General features: G+C 42.5%; 11 protein-coding genes. 5 read left to right on the forward strand and 6 right to left on the reverse strand.

The genetic code is table 11. The annotated features are described in order from the left end of the window. Positions 1 to 238: 238 nt before the first annotated feature. The 5 genes from AUR67_RS05050 to AUR67_RS05070 all read right to left on the reverse strand — a co-directional run bounded on the left by AUR67_RS05050 (position 239) and on the right by AUR67_RS05070 (position 6,470). The gene (locus tag AUR67_RS05050) at positions 239 to 901 is read right to left on the reverse strand and encodes a class I SAM-dependent methyltransferase (protein ID WP_058584375.1); all 663 of its coding nucleotides are present in this window, start codon (positions 899 to 901) and stop codon (positions 239 to 241) included. Between the two features lie 9 nt (positions 902 to 910). Next, complete coding sequence (locus AUR67_RS05055) at positions 911 to 4,564, reverse strand: AAA family ATPase (RefSeq protein WP_058584376.1); 3,654 nt, start codon at positions 4,562 to 4,564, stop codon at positions 911 to 913. Continuing rightward, on the reverse strand, positions 4,561 to 5,793 hold the full coding sequence (locus tag AUR67_RS05060; protein WP_058584377.1) for an exonuclease SbcCD subunit D C-terminal domain-containing protein: 1,233 nt from the start codon (positions 5,791 to 5,793) through the stop codon (positions 4,561 to 4,563). Before AUR67_RS05060 ends, AUR67_RS05055 begins: the two co-directional genes overlap by 4 nt. A gap of 69 nt (positions 5,794 to 5,862) precedes the next feature. Further along, complete coding sequence (locus AUR67_RS05065; protein ID WP_054553375.1) at positions 5,863 to 6,099, reverse strand: hypothetical protein; 237 nt, start codon at positions 6,097 to 6,099, stop codon at positions 5,863 to 5,865. Positions 6,100 to 6,233: 134 nt separating this feature from the next. Next, complete coding sequence (locus AUR67_RS05070; protein WP_058584378.1) at positions 6,234 to 6,470, reverse strand: hypothetical protein; 237 nt, start codon at positions 6,468 to 6,470, stop codon at positions 6,234 to 6,236. A 270-nt stretch (positions 6,471 to 6,740) separates the two neighbouring features. Between AUR67_RS05070 and AUR67_RS05075 the strand changes: the two genes are divergently transcribed. From AUR67_RS05075 to AUR67_RS05090, 4 genes are all read left to right on the forward strand, one after another. After that, positions 6,741 to 9,179: a M1 family metallopeptidase gene (locus tag AUR67_RS05075; protein ID WP_058584379.1), complete on the forward strand. Its 2,439-nt coding sequence runs from the start codon at positions 6,741 to 6,743 to the stop codon at positions 9,177 to 9,179. Beyond that, a complete protein-coding gene (locus tag AUR67_RS05080; protein WP_055021252.1) occupies positions 9,179 to 9,682 on the forward strand; it encodes a DUF6702 family protein in 504 nt (167 codons plus the stop codon). Before AUR67_RS05075 ends, AUR67_RS05080 begins: the two co-directional genes overlap by 1 nt. 124 nt (positions 9,683 to 9,806) lie before the next feature. Continuing rightward, entirely contained in the window at positions 9,807 to 10,424 is a 618-nt protein-coding gene (locus AUR67_RS05085; protein WP_054563153.1) for an HAD family hydrolase, read from the forward strand. Positions 10,425 to 10,556: 132 nt separating this feature from the next. Then, on the forward strand, positions 10,557 to 11,282 hold the full coding sequence (locus AUR67_RS05090) for a YebC/PmpR family DNA-binding transcriptional regulator (protein WP_058584380.1): 726 nt from the start codon (positions 10,557 to 10,559) through the stop codon (positions 11,280 to 11,282). 197 nt (positions 11,283 to 11,479) lie between these two features. Here AUR67_RS05090 and AUR67_RS05095 read toward each other — a convergent pair whose 3' ends face one another. Further along, positions 11,480 to 13,654 carry a malate synthase G gene (locus tag AUR67_RS05095; RefSeq protein ID WP_058584381.1) on the reverse strand — a complete coding sequence of 725 codons (2,175 nt, stop codon included), beginning with the start codon at positions 13,652 to 13,654 and terminating at the stop codon, positions 11,480 to 11,482. A gap of 230 nt (positions 13,655 to 13,884) precedes the next feature. Between AUR67_RS05095 and AUR67_RS05100 the strand changes: the two genes are divergently transcribed. Next, positions 13,885 to 15,486, forward strand: coding sequence for an isocitrate lyase (locus tag AUR67_RS05100; protein WP_058584382.1), 1,602 nt, complete (start codon positions 13,885 to 13,887; stop codon positions 15,484 to 15,486). Positions 15,487 to 15,737 lie beyond the last annotated feature (251 nt).

Here is a 15,737-nt window from a genome sequence, read left to right on the forward strand (position 1 = left end):
AGGTTGGGTAGAGCGGAGCGAAACCCAACAAACTTAGGTAAAGTTAGCGAGTTACAAGGGGAAAGAGTAAAGGCGCTTTAAGCTGTAAGTCATAAGCTTTAAGTCGTTGATGCCTACTCGCTGCTGAGATGGATTAGTTACCGTAGGCGTGAAATTAACTTTGCGCGATGGTTAATAGCTCGTAGGTTGGGTAGAGCGGAGCGAAACCCAACCTACGAGCTGACAGCTCTAGTTACTCCTAACTCCCAACCACATACCCTGCAAAACCAAGCACTTTAAAGTACTGTTTTGGGGTGCTGAAGCGGGTTTCATTCATTAATTCTGCAAAACGAATGCGGTCTAATGGGTAAAACTCGTGCTCTAGGTTGTGGCGCATGCGCTCTACGCCGACTTCGGTTAAACCTAACTGCGTACAAAGCTGTAGTTGAGATTCGCGCTCAAAAGCGGTTTCTGGGCGCATTAAATCGGCAATAAATAAGTTGCTCGATTTTTTAAGCTTGCTGTGAATCTCTTTTAACAGCGTTTTTTTATCGCCGTTATCTTCAACAAAGTGCATTACCAGTAAACACAGTGCGGCGTCACATTGAGTGTCGATGTCGTTGATATCACCGCAGTGTACTGTTACGCGATCGCTGATGTTATGCTGACCAAACTGTTGCTCGGCAATATCGAGCATGTCTTGTGAAATATCTTGAGCAATAAATTGCCAGCTTGGTTTTAGCGCCGCTAATTCGATGATTTCTTTACCAGTTCCGGCACCAACCACTAAAATGCACGCATCATCGCTCAGCGTGGTTGCTAATTGGGCTGCGGTTGCTTGATGTAATAGCTCATAACCTGGAACTAGGCGCAAAATGCGTTCGTCGTAGTGATTTGCTTCTTCGTGATTAAAAGTTGGCATGCTAATCCTTTAAATAACTGAGATGGTCGAATAACCACCTGGTTTTTTCGCTACATGCACTTGCGTGGCAACGCGTTCGGTCATTTCTGATACGTGCGAAATAACCCCTACTTTGCGGCCTTGTGCTTGTAGTGAATCAAGAGCATCCATCGCGATGCTTAACGTTTCGCTGTCCAACGTACCAAACCCTTCGTCGATAAACAAAGAGTTTATCTGTACTTTATTCGACGACAACGAAGCAAGCCCTAGCGCCAGTGCTAACGATACTAAAAATGACTCACCCCCCGATAATGTATTAACAGAGCGCTGCTCATCGGCCATGTCTTTATCGATAATAGCGATATCGAGCGTTTGCCCTATGGCTGTTAATTTGTAGCGTTTATTTAGTGTCTGTAAGTGACTATTCGCGTAGTGCAGCAGTATTTTTAAAGTTTGTGTTTGTGCTAAATTACGCATGGTTTTGCCGCTGGCATCCCCGAGCACCTTATTGAGTAAATGCCAGTGCTCATAGCTTTTTTGCTGTTCAACCAATTGCTTTTGTTTATCAGCCAGCGCTTCGCTATTTTGTTGATGGGTTTTAAGCTCAGTCGCAACTTGCAATAGTGCATTATTCGCTTGTACTTGTTGCTCTGTGGCTTGATTAAGCTGTAATTGCAGCTCATCTTCACCGAGAGCTGGTTTGTCTTTTTGATGCTGAGCCAGCGCTTGTTGTCGTTGTTTTAAAAGCGCCTCAGCGTCTTTTAAGCTACTTTCGCTGGTGTGGTAATCTGCCAGAGTTTGTTTAATTTCAGCGGGGTTTATCGTTAATAGCTGACTAACGGCTTGCTCATCCAAGCTTGGGTGCTGCGCTTTAAAATCGTTAAACCAAAGGCTAAATCGCTCATTAAGCGCCGCTTGCTCAGCGGTGAGCTCTTTTTCACGTTCTTCAATATTGGCGATTTGAATGGCTTGTTCGTCACGCGCCTTCACCGCATTACTATGGTTTGTCTGGGCAAGTTGCAGTGCCTGCTGCGCTGAATCTATCGCCTTTTCAAGCTCTGCTATAAACTCATCTACCGATATCGCCGCGTTACTAAATAAGCCCTCGCGCTTTGATTTTATCTGCGTGAGTTCGTTTTGAGTTTGGCTTAGTTGCTCGTTGCACTGAGTTAAAGAGGTATGTGCTTCGTTTAGCTGCGGCGTTACATGTGCAAGGTGCTGCTCAATGGCTTTTAAGCTAGTTTTAAGCTCATCTGCCGTTTGCAGCGAAGCTTGATAAGCCTCAACGTGCTCTGCAATGTTCTCTAAAGAAATGCTTTGTGTATTGAGTGCCTGCCACCAAGGTGCACTGGTGAACTGTTGATTCAGTGTCGTGTAAAGCTGCTGATGCTCATCATTGAGCTCGTTTAAACGTGTTTGCAGATTATTCAGCTGTTGCTGTAATTCGTTTAACTGCTGCTCTTTGCTATGTAGCGCTTGCCCTTGCTGATTATACTCAGCTTGCTTAGCCGTAAGCGTGTTTTGCAGCTGCTGTTGCTGTTCAAGGGTTTTGTAGTATTGCTGTTTTTGCAAGCTGAGCTGTTGCTGACGCTCGTTTAACTGATCTTCGGTTAAATCATTTAGCTCAGTACGATTAGCCGCCATGGTTTCTTTGAGGCTCTGTTGTTGAGCGCTCAGTTCTGAGATTTGCCCAGTTAACGAGCTTATCTGTTGGCTGCATGCCGCCAGCTCATTACTTTTAGCTTGCTGTAATGCTTGCTGAGCTTTTAAATGCTGTTTGGCGTTAGTTAGTTGGTTGGTAAAGTCGTTAATAAGTTGACTAAATTGCTCGTTTACCATTTCTTCATGCATAAACGGGTGCTCTTTTGAGCCACATACTGCACACGGCTCCCCTGCCTTTAAAGTGGCGCGTAACTGGCTGACCCCTTCACTGGCTCTTAACTGCACTTGCTGTAAGCTTAGCTCACAAATCGAAACCTGCTGCTGTGCTTGCTCTGCACCTTGCTGCGCATCTTTTAATGCTGTTTGTAGTTGCTGCTCAGTTTGGCTTAATGTGTTTAGCTGGGTTTGCCAATTTTTTAACTGTTGATGATTTGTTTGCCACACTTGGCGCTTTTCAATCAGGTGTTTAATCGCCTCAAGCCCCGCATCAATATCCGCCATTGATTGGGTGTTTAAACTCGATTTAAAGGCGGTATCTTGCTCATTTAGGCGCTTAATTTCTTGCTCAAGGGCTTGGTATTGAGTTTTGCACTGCTGCGCAGCTGTTTGCTGCTCATCAATTTTAGGTTGAAGAGCTTTTATGTTTTGCTGTGATTGGCTAATTGTGTGTTGTTGCTGGCTAAAGCGGGTTAACTCACTTTTATAGAATGACCAGTCTTTCGCTAATGGTTGCCATTGTGCATGCGTTTCTAAATAACTATTTATTTGTGCTTGTTGATCGAGCTGTTTTTGCAGCTCTGCTTTATGGCTATTTAGTGTATTAGTCAGCTCTTGATGATGGTGTTTCGATTTATCAGCTTGTACTTTTTGCGCCGCTGCTTGCTGGTTTAATACGGCAAGTTGCTTGTCTAACTCACGGGCCTGGCTAATAATAGGCTGCGCGTCTTTTTGTGCTTGCTTTGCTTGGTTTAGTTGCGCGGTTTGTTTCTCAAGTGTTTGCTCAGCGTCTTTGATCAGTGTTTTATGGTCAACGTTTAAAAGCTGCTCGCGGTTTTTAATAAGTTGCCCATGTTGAGCAGCAATCGAAGTGACGCGTTCACGGTTATCTTTTATTTCTAGGCATTGCTGAGCTTGTTTCGCTTCAGTGGCTTTTTCAGCAAGCGCGTGCATTTGCTGCTGTAATTCTTGCTTTGCTTGCTCAGCTTGGTTTAGCTGTTGTTGCTGCTGAGATGCTTGCTTGTACCACCCTTGGTACTGTTCAAATTGTTTTATTTGCTTTTGCAACTCAGCAAGTTTAGCCTCAAGCGCTTTTTGTTCTGCTTGTTTCGTTTCGACCTCTTCAGGGCTTAAAACCTGATAATTACTTAAACTTAACTTTAACTGCTCTAATGCTTGCAACTGCTCACGATGGCATTCAAAAATTCGCTGGCCAATACGGCTGAATTTATCGGTGCCTGTTAAGCATTCAAGTAGTTGCGCACGCTCATCCCCTGTTGCTTTTAAAAATGCCGCGAATTCATGTTGCGCAAGAAGTACTGCTCTTGAGAATTGCTCAAAGCTCAAACCAATAATACGCTCGATTTCTTTACCTGCAGCACTTCTATCAGCGATTAGGGTTTCATCAGGTAAAGAGTGCAGGCTATGTTGTGCAGGTTGTAACTTGCCATCGGCTTTATTACGCGCTCGGCTAAAGCTTAACCTTGCTCGGTACTGTTGTTTATCTTGGCCAATAAAGTCGACTTCGGCATAGCCCTGCCCTGCCCCGCGGCGTAATAAGTTTCGCGAGTCATTGAGTTTGATATTGTCGCCGTTAAAGTCAATTTTATTGCCTGTATCGCCGCGTAATCTTGCTGTTTTGTTATAAAGCGCTAAGCAAATGGCATCGAGTAATGTGCTTTTACCGGCGCCAGTATCACCGGTGATGGCAAACAAGCCTGCTTCTTTTAAAGGTGAAGCGCTAAAGTCGACTTCGGCGTCTAAGATAGAGGCGAGTTGATGAACACGAATCGCTAAAATTTTCATAGTAGGTCCTCTGCATTCAATTCATCGATCACTTGGCTTAGTAAGCCTTCTAGTTCTTTTGGCACCGCCTGCCCTGCCATATCTTTATTGTTTGCAAATGCTTGCTCTAAAAGTGAATGTGGGTTTAGCGCTTCAATTTGCGAGACATCTTCAAATAGAGTTTGTTCATCGTCTTGCTGGTTGCTTTGCTGACGTACCCTTTCAATGCCACAAAACTTAACCTGCTTACCTTCAAGGGCTTGTTCTATTTGTTCTCTGAAAGTGGTGTCAGTGTCATGGGCGCTCAATTTAACCCGTAGGTATGGCGCTAAATCTTCATCCGTTAAATCGAGTTGTTTTATAAGCTCACAGAGTTCGTTCAGTGGCACACAGTCTTTTTCTGGTAGCAACATGACTTTACAAAAGCTAGGAATGTAAAGGGGGTTTACAGATGTACCTGAGTCACTAAGTTCGACTAGCACAACTTGATGCTGATAGCGTCTTTCAGAAAATGACATCGGCATTGGCGTGCCACTGTAGCGAATGGTCTCTTTCTTCGCGACGGTCTGAGCTTTATGAAGATGCCCTAGCGCAACATAATCAGGTTGATCAGTAAATATGCTTGCCGATATCGCATCTTCACCACCAATAACTAAATTGCGTTCAGAATCAGATGAGATGTCTCCGCCTTTTGCATGCAGGTGGCCCATAGCAATTAATGGCGCGTTTGGTAATTCGCTTGCTGCTTGCAATGCATCTTTGTAGGCAAGGGCAACGGCTTGATTGTAACTTAACGGTTGCTCTTGTTGGCGGTTATAACTGCTTAAATCACTGCTACGTAAAAATGGCATGGCAACAACATTCGCATCGCCGTTTTTTGTGCTGATTGGCAGTACCACCTCATGAGGAGCGTTGCTATCAAAGCGGCCAACAACATGGGTATCAAACTGAGCTAACAAAGGTTTTGCCGCCATAATACGATTTGCTGAATCATGGTTGCCAGCAATAATCACTATGTGTAAGTCAGGGCAATGTTGCTTAGTGGTTTTAATAAATTGGTAGAGTTGGTTTTCTGCGCTGGCAGGTGGCGTTGCCGTATGATAAATATCACCCGCAACCAGTAGTAAGTCGATCTGTTCTGACACAAGCGTATCGGTTAACCAAGCTAGAAATGCTTGGTGCTCATCGAATCGGGAATGCTCGTAGAATTGTTGGCCTAAATGCCAATCAGATGTATGAAGGACTTTCATTAAACGCTCTTATTATTTATTAAGAGCGTCAATATACCTAAGCTGAGCCAAGATGCCCAGCCTGGTTTGTTAACTTAAGCTATACCAAGCAAAAACCACCATTGGCAAAGCTAACAATGCCATTATCATAGGTACTTTAAGCGCTTTAGTTTGCTTAGCTTGTAAAATCTTAAGGGCATTTGTTTCATTACATGCCGCTACTTTGTCGATATAAAAATACCCTGAATCTAGGTACTGTTTACAATTTTGTTCGTCCGCTGGAATTGCAATTAGTTCTTGTTGTTTTTTTAGGATATAGAAATCCATACGCTCACCGAATTCTATGCTGATTACCAAACATTTTGAGGTTTAAAATGCATGCTTCGCAGACCCCAAAATCAAAAAAGTGGGCGATTTTAAATACAAATGGCAGTAAATTTCAATAGCAAATGTCGCAAAATTTAATTTATTACAAAAATAATGGCAATAAAGGATATAATTACCAGTGCAGCCGGGTAAATTAGCCATTTTTTAGACCCATTTACACTAGGGTTTGTGCGAGATAATGCATCTGACTCATCACAAGCTGCGATGACTTCGACAAATTCAAATCCGCTCTCTTTGTACTCGTTTAGAATTGATTCTTGAGCAGGAATGGCTGCTAAACGAGAGTCTTTTTTTACAATATAAAACTTCATCTAATCACCCTTTCATCATTAACTAGAATTTAAGTCGATTACCTTCTTTTTAACTGTAATACTTTGGGATGAATTAGTGCTGAACTAAAATTAACCAGTGTTTTGTAAAGGGGGTTTACAAGTTGATTTTTTAGTATTTAAAACCTGAATTATATTGTGATTACTAAAGTATGGATATTAACTGATAAAAACCGCACTTTATCGTTATAATGTTGCATCTTTGTTTGCAGTTTGCGATCCTTTGTAAATGCATAAATCACAGGAATAACAATGAAAAAAGTAATCCTTACTTTCGGGGCTTTGGTATTGCCTTTAGCAGTATCTTCAGCTGTCATGGCGTCATCTGTTGAGCAAACTAAAGGCTCATTCGTTGACAAATTTCGTCAGCTAGACGAAGCACTCCCAACCCCAAATGTTTACCGCAGTGCCGCTGGGGCTCCCGCTGAAAATTATTGGCAACAGCAAGTAAACTACGACATCGATGTAAAGCTTGATGAAAAGAAACGCCGCTTAACAGCAAGCCAAACTATCGAATACAAAAATAACTCGCCGCACACTTTAAAATATCTATGGTTACAACTAGACCAAAATATCTTTAAATCTGACTCAATTGCTGAAATGACTTCAACTTTCAATGGTAAAACATTGCAAGGTGACCCTCAGCCAAAATCAACTAAATTGAGTTTAGGTCAGTTACGTCGTCAGCAATTCATGGCCGACAACGAGCTGGGTTATCAAATCGCCAATGTTAAAGACGAAGACGGAAAAGAGCTTAAAGTTACTGTAGTAGATACCTTAATGCGTATCGACTTAAACGAGCCGCTTAAACCGGGTAAAGACGTTGAGTTCAGCATGGACTTCGCCTTTAACATTGTTGAAGAAGACGCTGTTGGCGCGCGTTCAGGCTATGAACACTTTGAAGAAGATGGTAACGACATCTTCTTATTAGCGCAGTGGTTCCCTCGTCTTGCTGCATACACTGATTATGAAGCCTGGACTAACAAAGCCTTCTTAGGCCGCGGTGAGTTTACGCTTGAGTTTGGTGATTATGATGTAGAAATTACAGTGCCTGCTGACCACATCGTATCGGCAACGGGTCAACTTGATAACGCTCGCAGTGTTTTAACCAGCACACAACGCAAGCGTCTTGAACAAGCTGAAGATGCTAAGCGCCCTGTTTTCATCGTGACTGAAGAAGAAGCGTTAGAAAACGAGAAAGAAGGCACAGACAAAACAAAAACATGGCACTTCAAAGCTGAAAATGTACGTGACTTTGCATGGGCTTCTTCACGTAAATTTATGTGGGATGCAAAAGGCTATCATCAAGGTGGTAAAGATCAGCCGTTAGTGATGGCGATGTCTTTCTACCCGAAAGAAGGTGGCGACCTGTGGAAGAAGTACTCTACTGAAGCTGTTGTTCATACAATGGAAGTGTATTCGCGCTTCTCGTTTGACTACCCTTACCCTGTGGCTCAGTCTGTAAATGGCCCTGTAGGTGGTATGGAATATCCAATGATCACTTTCAATGGTCCACGTACTGACCTACAAGACGACGGTACACGTACTTACTCACAAGCAGAAAAACGTTTCTTAATCGGCGTTGTTATCCACGAAGTAGGTCATATTTACTTCCCTATGGTGGTTAACTCAGATGAACGTCAATGGACGTGGATGGATGAAGGCCTCAACAGCTTCTTAGATGGCGTTGCTGGTCGTGAATGGGACCACACAATTCCTTGGGGTGTTGAACCTCGTGATATCGTTGCATACATGAAGTCTGAAAACCAAGTGCCTGTTATGACTCAGTCAGACAGCGTATTACGTTTAGGCCCTAATGCTTATACTAAGCCTGCTGCTGCACTTAACATTTTACGTGAAGTGATCCTTGGTCGTGAGTTATTCGACTTTGCATTCAAAGAATATGCACAGCGTTGGAAGTACAAGCGCCCTACTCCAGCTGATTTCTTCCGTACTATGGAAGAAGCGTCAGGTGTTGACCTAGATTGGTTCTGGCGTGGTTGGTTCTACACTACAGATCACGTTGATATCTCGCTAGACAAGGTTTACCAGCTTCGTTTAGATACCAAAAACCCTGATATCGACTTTAATCGTTTACGTGATATTGAAGCTGATAAGCCAATGCCGTTATTTGTAAAACGTAATAAAGAAGAAGGCAAAAAACTTTGGGTTGAAGAAAACCCAGACGTAACTGACTTCTACGACGAAAACGACCGCTTCACAGTAACTAACAAAGAGCGCAACGCGTATAACAAATTCCTTAAAGGTTTAGAGCCTTGGGAACGTAAAACGTTTGAGCGTGCAATCAAAGAAGATAAAAACTACTACGTACTTGAGTTTTCAAACTTAGGTGGCTTAGTCATGCCTATCTTATTAGAGCTTACTTATGAAGATGGTACGAAAGAAGAGCAGTACATTCCGGCTGAAATCTGGCGTCGTAACCACAAGCATGTACAAAAGCTAATTGTTACAGAAAAAGGTAAAAACCTAGTGTCTGTAACAGTTGACCCACGCTGGGAAACAGCGGATGTTGATGTAGAAAACAACAATTACCCGCGTCGTATTATTCCATCACGCATTGAAGTGTACAAACGTGAGAAGAGTAAAGCGAAAGTTAGCCGCGATATCATGCAAGATATTAAAACTGAGCTGAAAAAAGACGACGAAAAAGATGCTGAGGAGCAACAATAATGCGCTTTGCAGCCATTATTTTTGCTTTATTACTGAGTGCGCCAAGCATGGCGCACCAGTTAAAAGCGTCTGTGACTACCGTGTTATTTAATAAACGCACCAACAACATAGAGCTGATGCATCGTTTTTATTTACATGATACAGAACACGCCGTTGAACATTTGTTTGACGGCAATGCTGATATCTTAAGTAATAAAGAAGATCAAAAGCGTTTTGCTGATTATGTTGAGTCTCATATTGCTCTACAAACTTTAGGTGGCAAACCACTTGAACTTAAAGATGTGGGTGCGCAAGTTGATGGTAAATTCTTTTGGGTTTATCAAGAAGTCACGATACCTGAGGGAATTCATGGCATTCGTATGAGCAACGGAGCACTTCGTGACCTATGGCCAGCACAAGTGAATATGGTAAACATTGAAGGCAAAGGAAAGGTAAAAACATTGACCTTTAGCCAAGATGATACCTGGCTTGAGGCAAGGTTTGAGTCGGTCAATCCAGAGTAATTCCAATCCAAAAGGATTAAAAAAGTTCCTTTTTTAATCCTTTGATCCTTTAATTAACCCATTTCGTAAACTATCTTATTAATGGGCTTCAAAATTTTCCCAATTCTCATATACAGGGATTTATATGACTATCCATGACAACAATATCCGTGGTGTAATCTTTGACTTAGATGGTACTTTGGTTTCATCAGAGTTGGATTTTTCGCTTATCAAAGCGCAGGTAGGCTGTCCTGTTGAGAATGACTTACTTGCTTACATTGCATCATTACCTTCGCCTTACATGCGTGAAGAGGCGATGAACATAGTTCATCAGCATGAACTCATAGATGCACAACACGCTCATTTATTGCCAGGTGTTGCTGATGCAATTACTAGGCTTAAAGAAAATAACATCCCGATGGCGATTGTAACTCGTAACTACGACCGTGCAGCTGCTATTAAATTAAAAAATAACCCCTTACCAATAGAAACTGTGCTGACTCGCTCTGATGCGCCAGCTAAGCCTGATCCAAGTGCTTTAAATGCGATTGCGACATTATGGGAACTTGATCAATCAGAGTTACTTTATGTTGGCGATTACTTATTTGATATTCAGGCTGCACATAATGCCAATATGCGTGCTTGCTTGTACGCGCCAGATGAAATTCCTGAGTATGCGAATCAGGCCGATTATGTAATGCATCATTTTTCAGAACTACCTACTTTGGTTGACTCATTCCAAGAAAATAAGGTGTTATGTTAAATAGCCTTGTTTTTAATTTTTCCTGAGATTAATTGTTAGTTTTTTATTTTTCAAAATGTCCTAGTACTAGCCCAAGCCGTCATGAGTTGCTAAAATATCGGCAATTATCAAATGTATTCATAGAGGCATAAGATGGGCAGAGCATTTGAAGTCCGCAAAAACGCCATGGCTAAAACAGCCAATGCAAAAACTAAAGTAAATTCTAAGTACGGTAAAGAAATCTACGTTGTTGCTAAAAATGGCGAACCAGATCCAGAAGTTAACCAAGCGCTAAAACGTATTATTGAGCGTGCAAAAAAAGACCAAGTTCCAGCACACGTAATCGATAATGCAATCAAAAAAGCAGCCGGTGGAGCAGGGGAAGACTATTCTCCAGCACGTTACGAAGGCTATGGCCCAGGTAACTGTATGGTAATTGTAGACTGTTTAACTGATAACCCTAACCGTACTATCAAAGATGTACGTTTACCGTTTACAAAAACAGATTCAAAAATTGGCACACCGGGTTGTGTAGCGCATATGTTCGATCACTTAGCTGTTTTAGGCTTTGAAGGTGATGACGACGAAGTTGTACTTGAAGCGCTAATGATGGCTGATGTAGACGTAACTGATGTAGAAGTAGAAGATGGCAAAGTGTCAGTTTTCGCTCCACATACTGAGTACTACAAAGCAAAAACTGCTCTTGAAGAAGCATTTGAAGGTATTAACTTTGAAGTAGACGAAATCACGTTTGTTCCACAAGTTCATACTGACATCACTGATCCAGATGATATCGCAAACTTTGAAAAGTTTATTTCTATGCTTGATGACTGTGATGATGTGCAAAACGTTTATCACAATGCGATTGTCAAAAGCTAATTTTTGAAAAAATAGTACTTTTTAGTACGTAAAAAGGGGCATTTGGTAACAAATGCCCCTTTTTTAATAGATTTTCATTATGCCGTGAATGATGAGTATTCACTGTTATTATGAGTTCAATTGATATTAGTCAAAAAAAAGCAGCCCTTGGGCTGCTATGAACGACACATGAAACTCGAAGGGGAGTTGTGTAGTGGCTAATTTAACGACTTATACTTTATACGGAACGCATGCAATAATGGTTCAGTATAGCCACTAGGTTGTTTAACTCCCTCTAATACAAGGGCTAAAGCTGCTTGATAAGCAACGCTTTGCGCTAAAGTTTCGGCTGAATCAGCCATATTATTGTAGGCCGGATCACCTTCATTTTGACCATCAACAACTTTCGCCATGCGTGCCATGGTTTTTCTAATTTGCTCTTCAGAACAAACGCCATGATACAGCCAGTTGGCCATGTGCTGGCTTGAAATACGCAGTGTGGCACGGTCTTCCATTAAACCGACATGGTTGATGTCTGGTACTTTTGAGCAACCAATACCTTGGTCAATCCAACGCACAACATAACCTAAAATACCCTGTGCGTTGTTATCAAGTTCGGCTTGAATATCTTCTTTGCTTAAGCTGCTGGCATCTTTCATAAGCGGCGGAGTGAGTAAGCTGGTAAGGCTTGCTTCTTTGCGGTCCATAAGCGCTTTTTGACAGGCAAATACATCAATATCATGGTAATGCATAGCATGCAGTGTTGCAGCAGTAGGAGAGGGCACCCACGCGGTATTTGCACCACTTTTCGGGTGACCACTTTTTTGTTCCATCATTAACGCCATTTTATCTGGCATTGGCCACATACCTTTACCAATCTGTGCTTTACCACTAAGGCCAGTTGCAAGACCAATATCTACGTTGCGGTCTTCGTATGCGCTGATCCAAGGCTCAAGTTTAATAGCGCCTTTTGGCAGTACTACACCTGCTTGCATTGAAGTATGAATTTCGTCACCAGTGCGGTCTAAGAAGCCGGTATTGATGAATACAACACGCTTTTTAGCTTCGAAAATACAGGCTTTTAAGTTAGCTGATGTACGGCGTTCTTCATCCATAATACCCATTTTAATGGTGTTTGCTGGTAAGCCTAGCAGCTGCTCCACACGCGTAAATAGAGTATTTGTAAATGCCACTTCTTCTGGGCCATGCATTTTTGGTTTAACAATATTAATGCTATTAGCTGTTGAATTTTTAAGGCTGCTTGTACCTTTTAAGTCATGAAGTGCTGCAGTGCTGGTGATAATGGCATCCATAATGCCCTCAAACACGTCATTTCCTTCACTATCTTGGATAGCTGGGTTAGTCATTAAGTGGCCAACATTACGCACAAACATCATGCTACGGCCTTTTAGCGTGATTGTTTCACCACTTAAAGCTTGGTATTGGCGGTCTTGTGCTAAACGGCGTTCAATAGTTTTACCGCCTTTGTTAAATGCTTCTACAAGGTTTCCTTGCATTAAACCAAGCCAGTTTTGATAAACGTTTACTTTGTCTTCGGCATCAACGGCAGCAACAGAATCTTCACAGTCCATAATTGTTGTGAGGGCTGCTTCAAGTAGTACATCTTTAAGACCTGCTTTATCTGCTTGCCCGATTGGGTGATGATGGTCAATTTGCAGTTCTACATGTAAGCCATTATTTTTCAATAAGATAGCGCTTGGGTTTTGCGCTTCACCTTGGTAGCCAATAAGTTGTTCAGGGTTTGCTAAACGAACCTGACTACTGTCACGTAATGTGATTAAAAGCTCATTATTTACCACCGAATAGCTGGTGCTTTCGATGTGTGAGCCATTTGCTAAAGGCAATGCTTTATCGAGGAACTGGCGGGCATAAGCCATCACTTTAAAGCCACGTACAGGGTTGTATGTAGAGCCTTTCTCAGCGCCGTCGTCTTCACTTAACACATCAGTGCCGTATAGCGCATCATACAAAGAGCCCCAGCGTGCATTTGCTGCATTTAAGGCAAAGCGTGCATTGCTTACTGGCACAACAAGCTGCGGCCCTGCAGTGCTTGCGATTTCAGGCTCTACTTGCTCTGTTTCTATGCTGAAGCTAGCTGGCTCAGGAACGAGGTAGCCAATGTCTTCAAGGAATGCTTGATAGTTAGTTGCATCCCATACCGGCTGCTGCTTGTGGTAGTCATCAATCTTAGCTTGTAGTTGTTCGCGTTTTTCTAAAAGTGCACGATTGATTGGCGTTAATTCATTGACGATATCAGCAAAACCTTGCCAAAAGGTGTCTGTGCTAATGCCTGTTCCAGGTAAAAGTTGCTGTTCAACAAACTGTGCAAGTTGTTGATCAACGCTTAAACCGTTAAGTGAGAGAGTGGTCATAATAATGTCCTTTAAACGAGCTTAATTTGATCATTCATGGTTCAACCATATCGTAAAAAAGGCTAATAAGCAGGCTATTTGCCATTCACTAAAAATATAGTGGCAATAACAACTATAAATTTACTAAATCCAAAAAATCCGCCTAATGTTGAATTAAGCGCTACGAAGCAAACGCCAAGTAGCCACTCTCACTAACAAAAAATAGATAACCCGTTCGAAGGATTTTTATTATGACAACATATCAACGCGAAACCGATAACCTAGCTACTTTATGTCAAACACAAGGCAAAACGTGGCAGTCAATCAACCCAGAATACGCAAGCCGTATGCGCTTACAAAACCGTTTTCGTACGGGTCTAGACATTGCTCAATACACTGCAGACATTATGCGTGCAGACATGGCAGCTTATGATGCTGACCACAGCCAATACACACAATCTTTAGGTTGTTGGCATGGTTTCACTGCACAGCAAATGATGATGGCAATTAAACGTCATAACAAAACAACTAAACGCAGCTATGTATACCTAAGTGGCTGGATGGTTGCGGCACTTCGCTCAGAGTTTGGTCCATTACCTGACCAAAGTATGCATGAAAAAACATCTGTTCCAGCGCTAATCGAAGAAATCTACACTTTCTTAAAGCAAGCTGATGCACGTGAACTTGACCACCTTTACAAAGACCTAGACGAAGCGAAAGCAAACGGTGGTGACGTTCAAGCTGCATTAGATAAAATCGACAACTTTGAAAGCCATGTTGTGCCAATTATTGCTGACATCGATGCGGGTTTTGGTAACGAAGAAGCAACTTACCTACTTGCTAAAAAGATGATTGAAGCGGGTGCATGTGCTATCCAAATCGAGAACCAAGTATCTGACGCAAAACAATGTGGTCACCAAGCTGGTAAAGTAACTGTACCGCATGAAGATTTCCTAGCAAAAATTAACGCTGTTCGTTACGCATTCTTAGAACTTGGTATTGATAACGGTATTATCGTTGCACGTACTGACTCATTAGGTGCAAGCCTTACTCAAAAAGTGCCTGTATCTAAAACACCTGGCGACCTTGCTAGCCAATACACGTCGTTCCTTGAAACAACACCAGTAAACAGTGTAGATGACTTAAATGAAGGCGATACAGCAATGAAGCTGAATGGTCAGCTTTGCAAACCAACACGTTTAGATAATGGTTTATACCAGTTCCGTGAAGGCACAGAGAAAGACCGCGTAGTTCTTGATTGTGTAACTAGCTTACAATCAGGCGCAGACTTACTGTGGATTGAAACAGAAAAGCCAAACGTTAAACAAATCGCTGAGCTTGTAAACCGCGTTAAAGAGCAAGTACCTAATGCTAAGCTGGTATACAATAACTCACCGTCGTTCAACTGGACACTTAAATTCCGTGAGCAAGTATATGCTGAGTGGCAAGAACAAGGTAAAGACCTATCTGCTTACCCAAGCATCGATGACAATAAAGCATTAATGGCGCCAGAAATGGATGACACAGAGCTTGCAGCGGCAGCAGACGTACTTGTACAAAACTTCCAAAAAGATGGTGCACGTGAAGCGGGTATCTTCCATCACCTAATCACGCTACCAACTTACCATACAGCGGCGCTAAGCACTGATATTCTATCAGAAGGCTATTTCGGCGACCTAGGCATGCTAGCGTATGTTCGCGACGTACAACGTCAAGAAATCCGCCGTGAGCAAGCATCAGTGAAACACCAAGACTTAGCAGGTTCTAACATTGGTGATACTCATAAAGAGTACTTCTCTGGTGAAAATGCGCTTAAAGCCGGTGGTGAAGCAAATACCATGAACCAGTTCTAACCAAGTAATGATGTAATACCTTTATAGCTATTCAATAATGTTGTTAGGGGCCTTCGGGCCCTTTTTCACATTTTAGCCGTCAGCCATCAGACTCGCATCTCTCACCTCGCGTCTCGTATCTCGCCCCTCGCATCTCGCACCTCGCATCTCGCACCTCGCATCTCGCACCTCGCACCTCGCACCTCGCATCTCGCACCTCGCACCTCGCATCTCGCACCTCGCACCTCGCACCTCGCACCTCGCACCTCGCA

The organism is Pseudoalteromonas sp. XI10 (assembly GCF_001469895.1).
GTDB lineage: Bacteria > Pseudomonadota > Gammaproteobacteria > Enterobacterales > Alteromonadaceae > Pseudoalteromonas.

What these genes read in the sequence shown, in the direction of transcription:
- AUR67_RS05050 (WP_058584375.1), bottom strand. Translation starts at nt 901, where the DNA reads ATGCCAACTTTTAATCACGAAGAAGCAAATCACTACGACGAACGCATT.
- AUR67_RS05055 (WP_058584376.1), bottom strand. Translation starts at nt 4,564, where the DNA reads ATGAAAATTTTAGCGATTCGTGTTCATCAACTCGCCTCTATCTTAGAC.
- AUR67_RS05060 (WP_058584377.1), bottom strand. Translation starts at nt 5,793, where the DNA reads ATGAAAGTCCTTCATACATCTGATTGGCATTTAGGCCAACAATTCTAC.
- AUR67_RS05065 (WP_054553375.1), bottom strand. Translation starts at nt 6,099, where the DNA reads ATGGATTTCTATATCCTAAAAAAACAACAAGAACTAATTGCAATTCCA.
- AUR67_RS05070 (WP_058584378.1), bottom strand. Translation starts at nt 6,470, where the DNA reads ATGAAGTTTTATATTGTAAAAAAAGACTCTCGTTTAGCAGCCATTCCT.
- AUR67_RS05075 (WP_058584379.1), top strand. Translation starts at nt 6,741, where the DNA reads ATGAAAAAAGTAATCCTTACTTTCGGGGCTTTGGTATTGCCTTTAGCA.
- AUR67_RS05080 (WP_055021252.1), top strand. Translation starts at nt 9,179, where the DNA reads ATGCGCTTTGCAGCCATTATTTTTGCTTTATTACTGAGTGCGCCAAGC.
- AUR67_RS05085 (WP_054563153.1), top strand. Translation starts at nt 9,807, where the DNA reads ATGACTATCCATGACAACAATATCCGTGGTGTAATCTTTGACTTAGAT.
- AUR67_RS05090 (WP_058584380.1), top strand. Translation starts at nt 10,557, where the DNA reads ATGGGCAGAGCATTTGAAGTCCGCAAAAACGCCATGGCTAAAACAGCC.
- AUR67_RS05095 (WP_058584381.1), bottom strand. Translation starts at nt 13,654, where the DNA reads ATGACCACTCTCTCACTTAACGGTTTAAGCGTTGATCAACAACTTGCA.
- AUR67_RS05100 (WP_058584382.1), top strand. Translation starts at nt 13,885, where the DNA reads ATGACAACATATCAACGCGAAACCGATAACCTAGCTACTTTATGTCAA.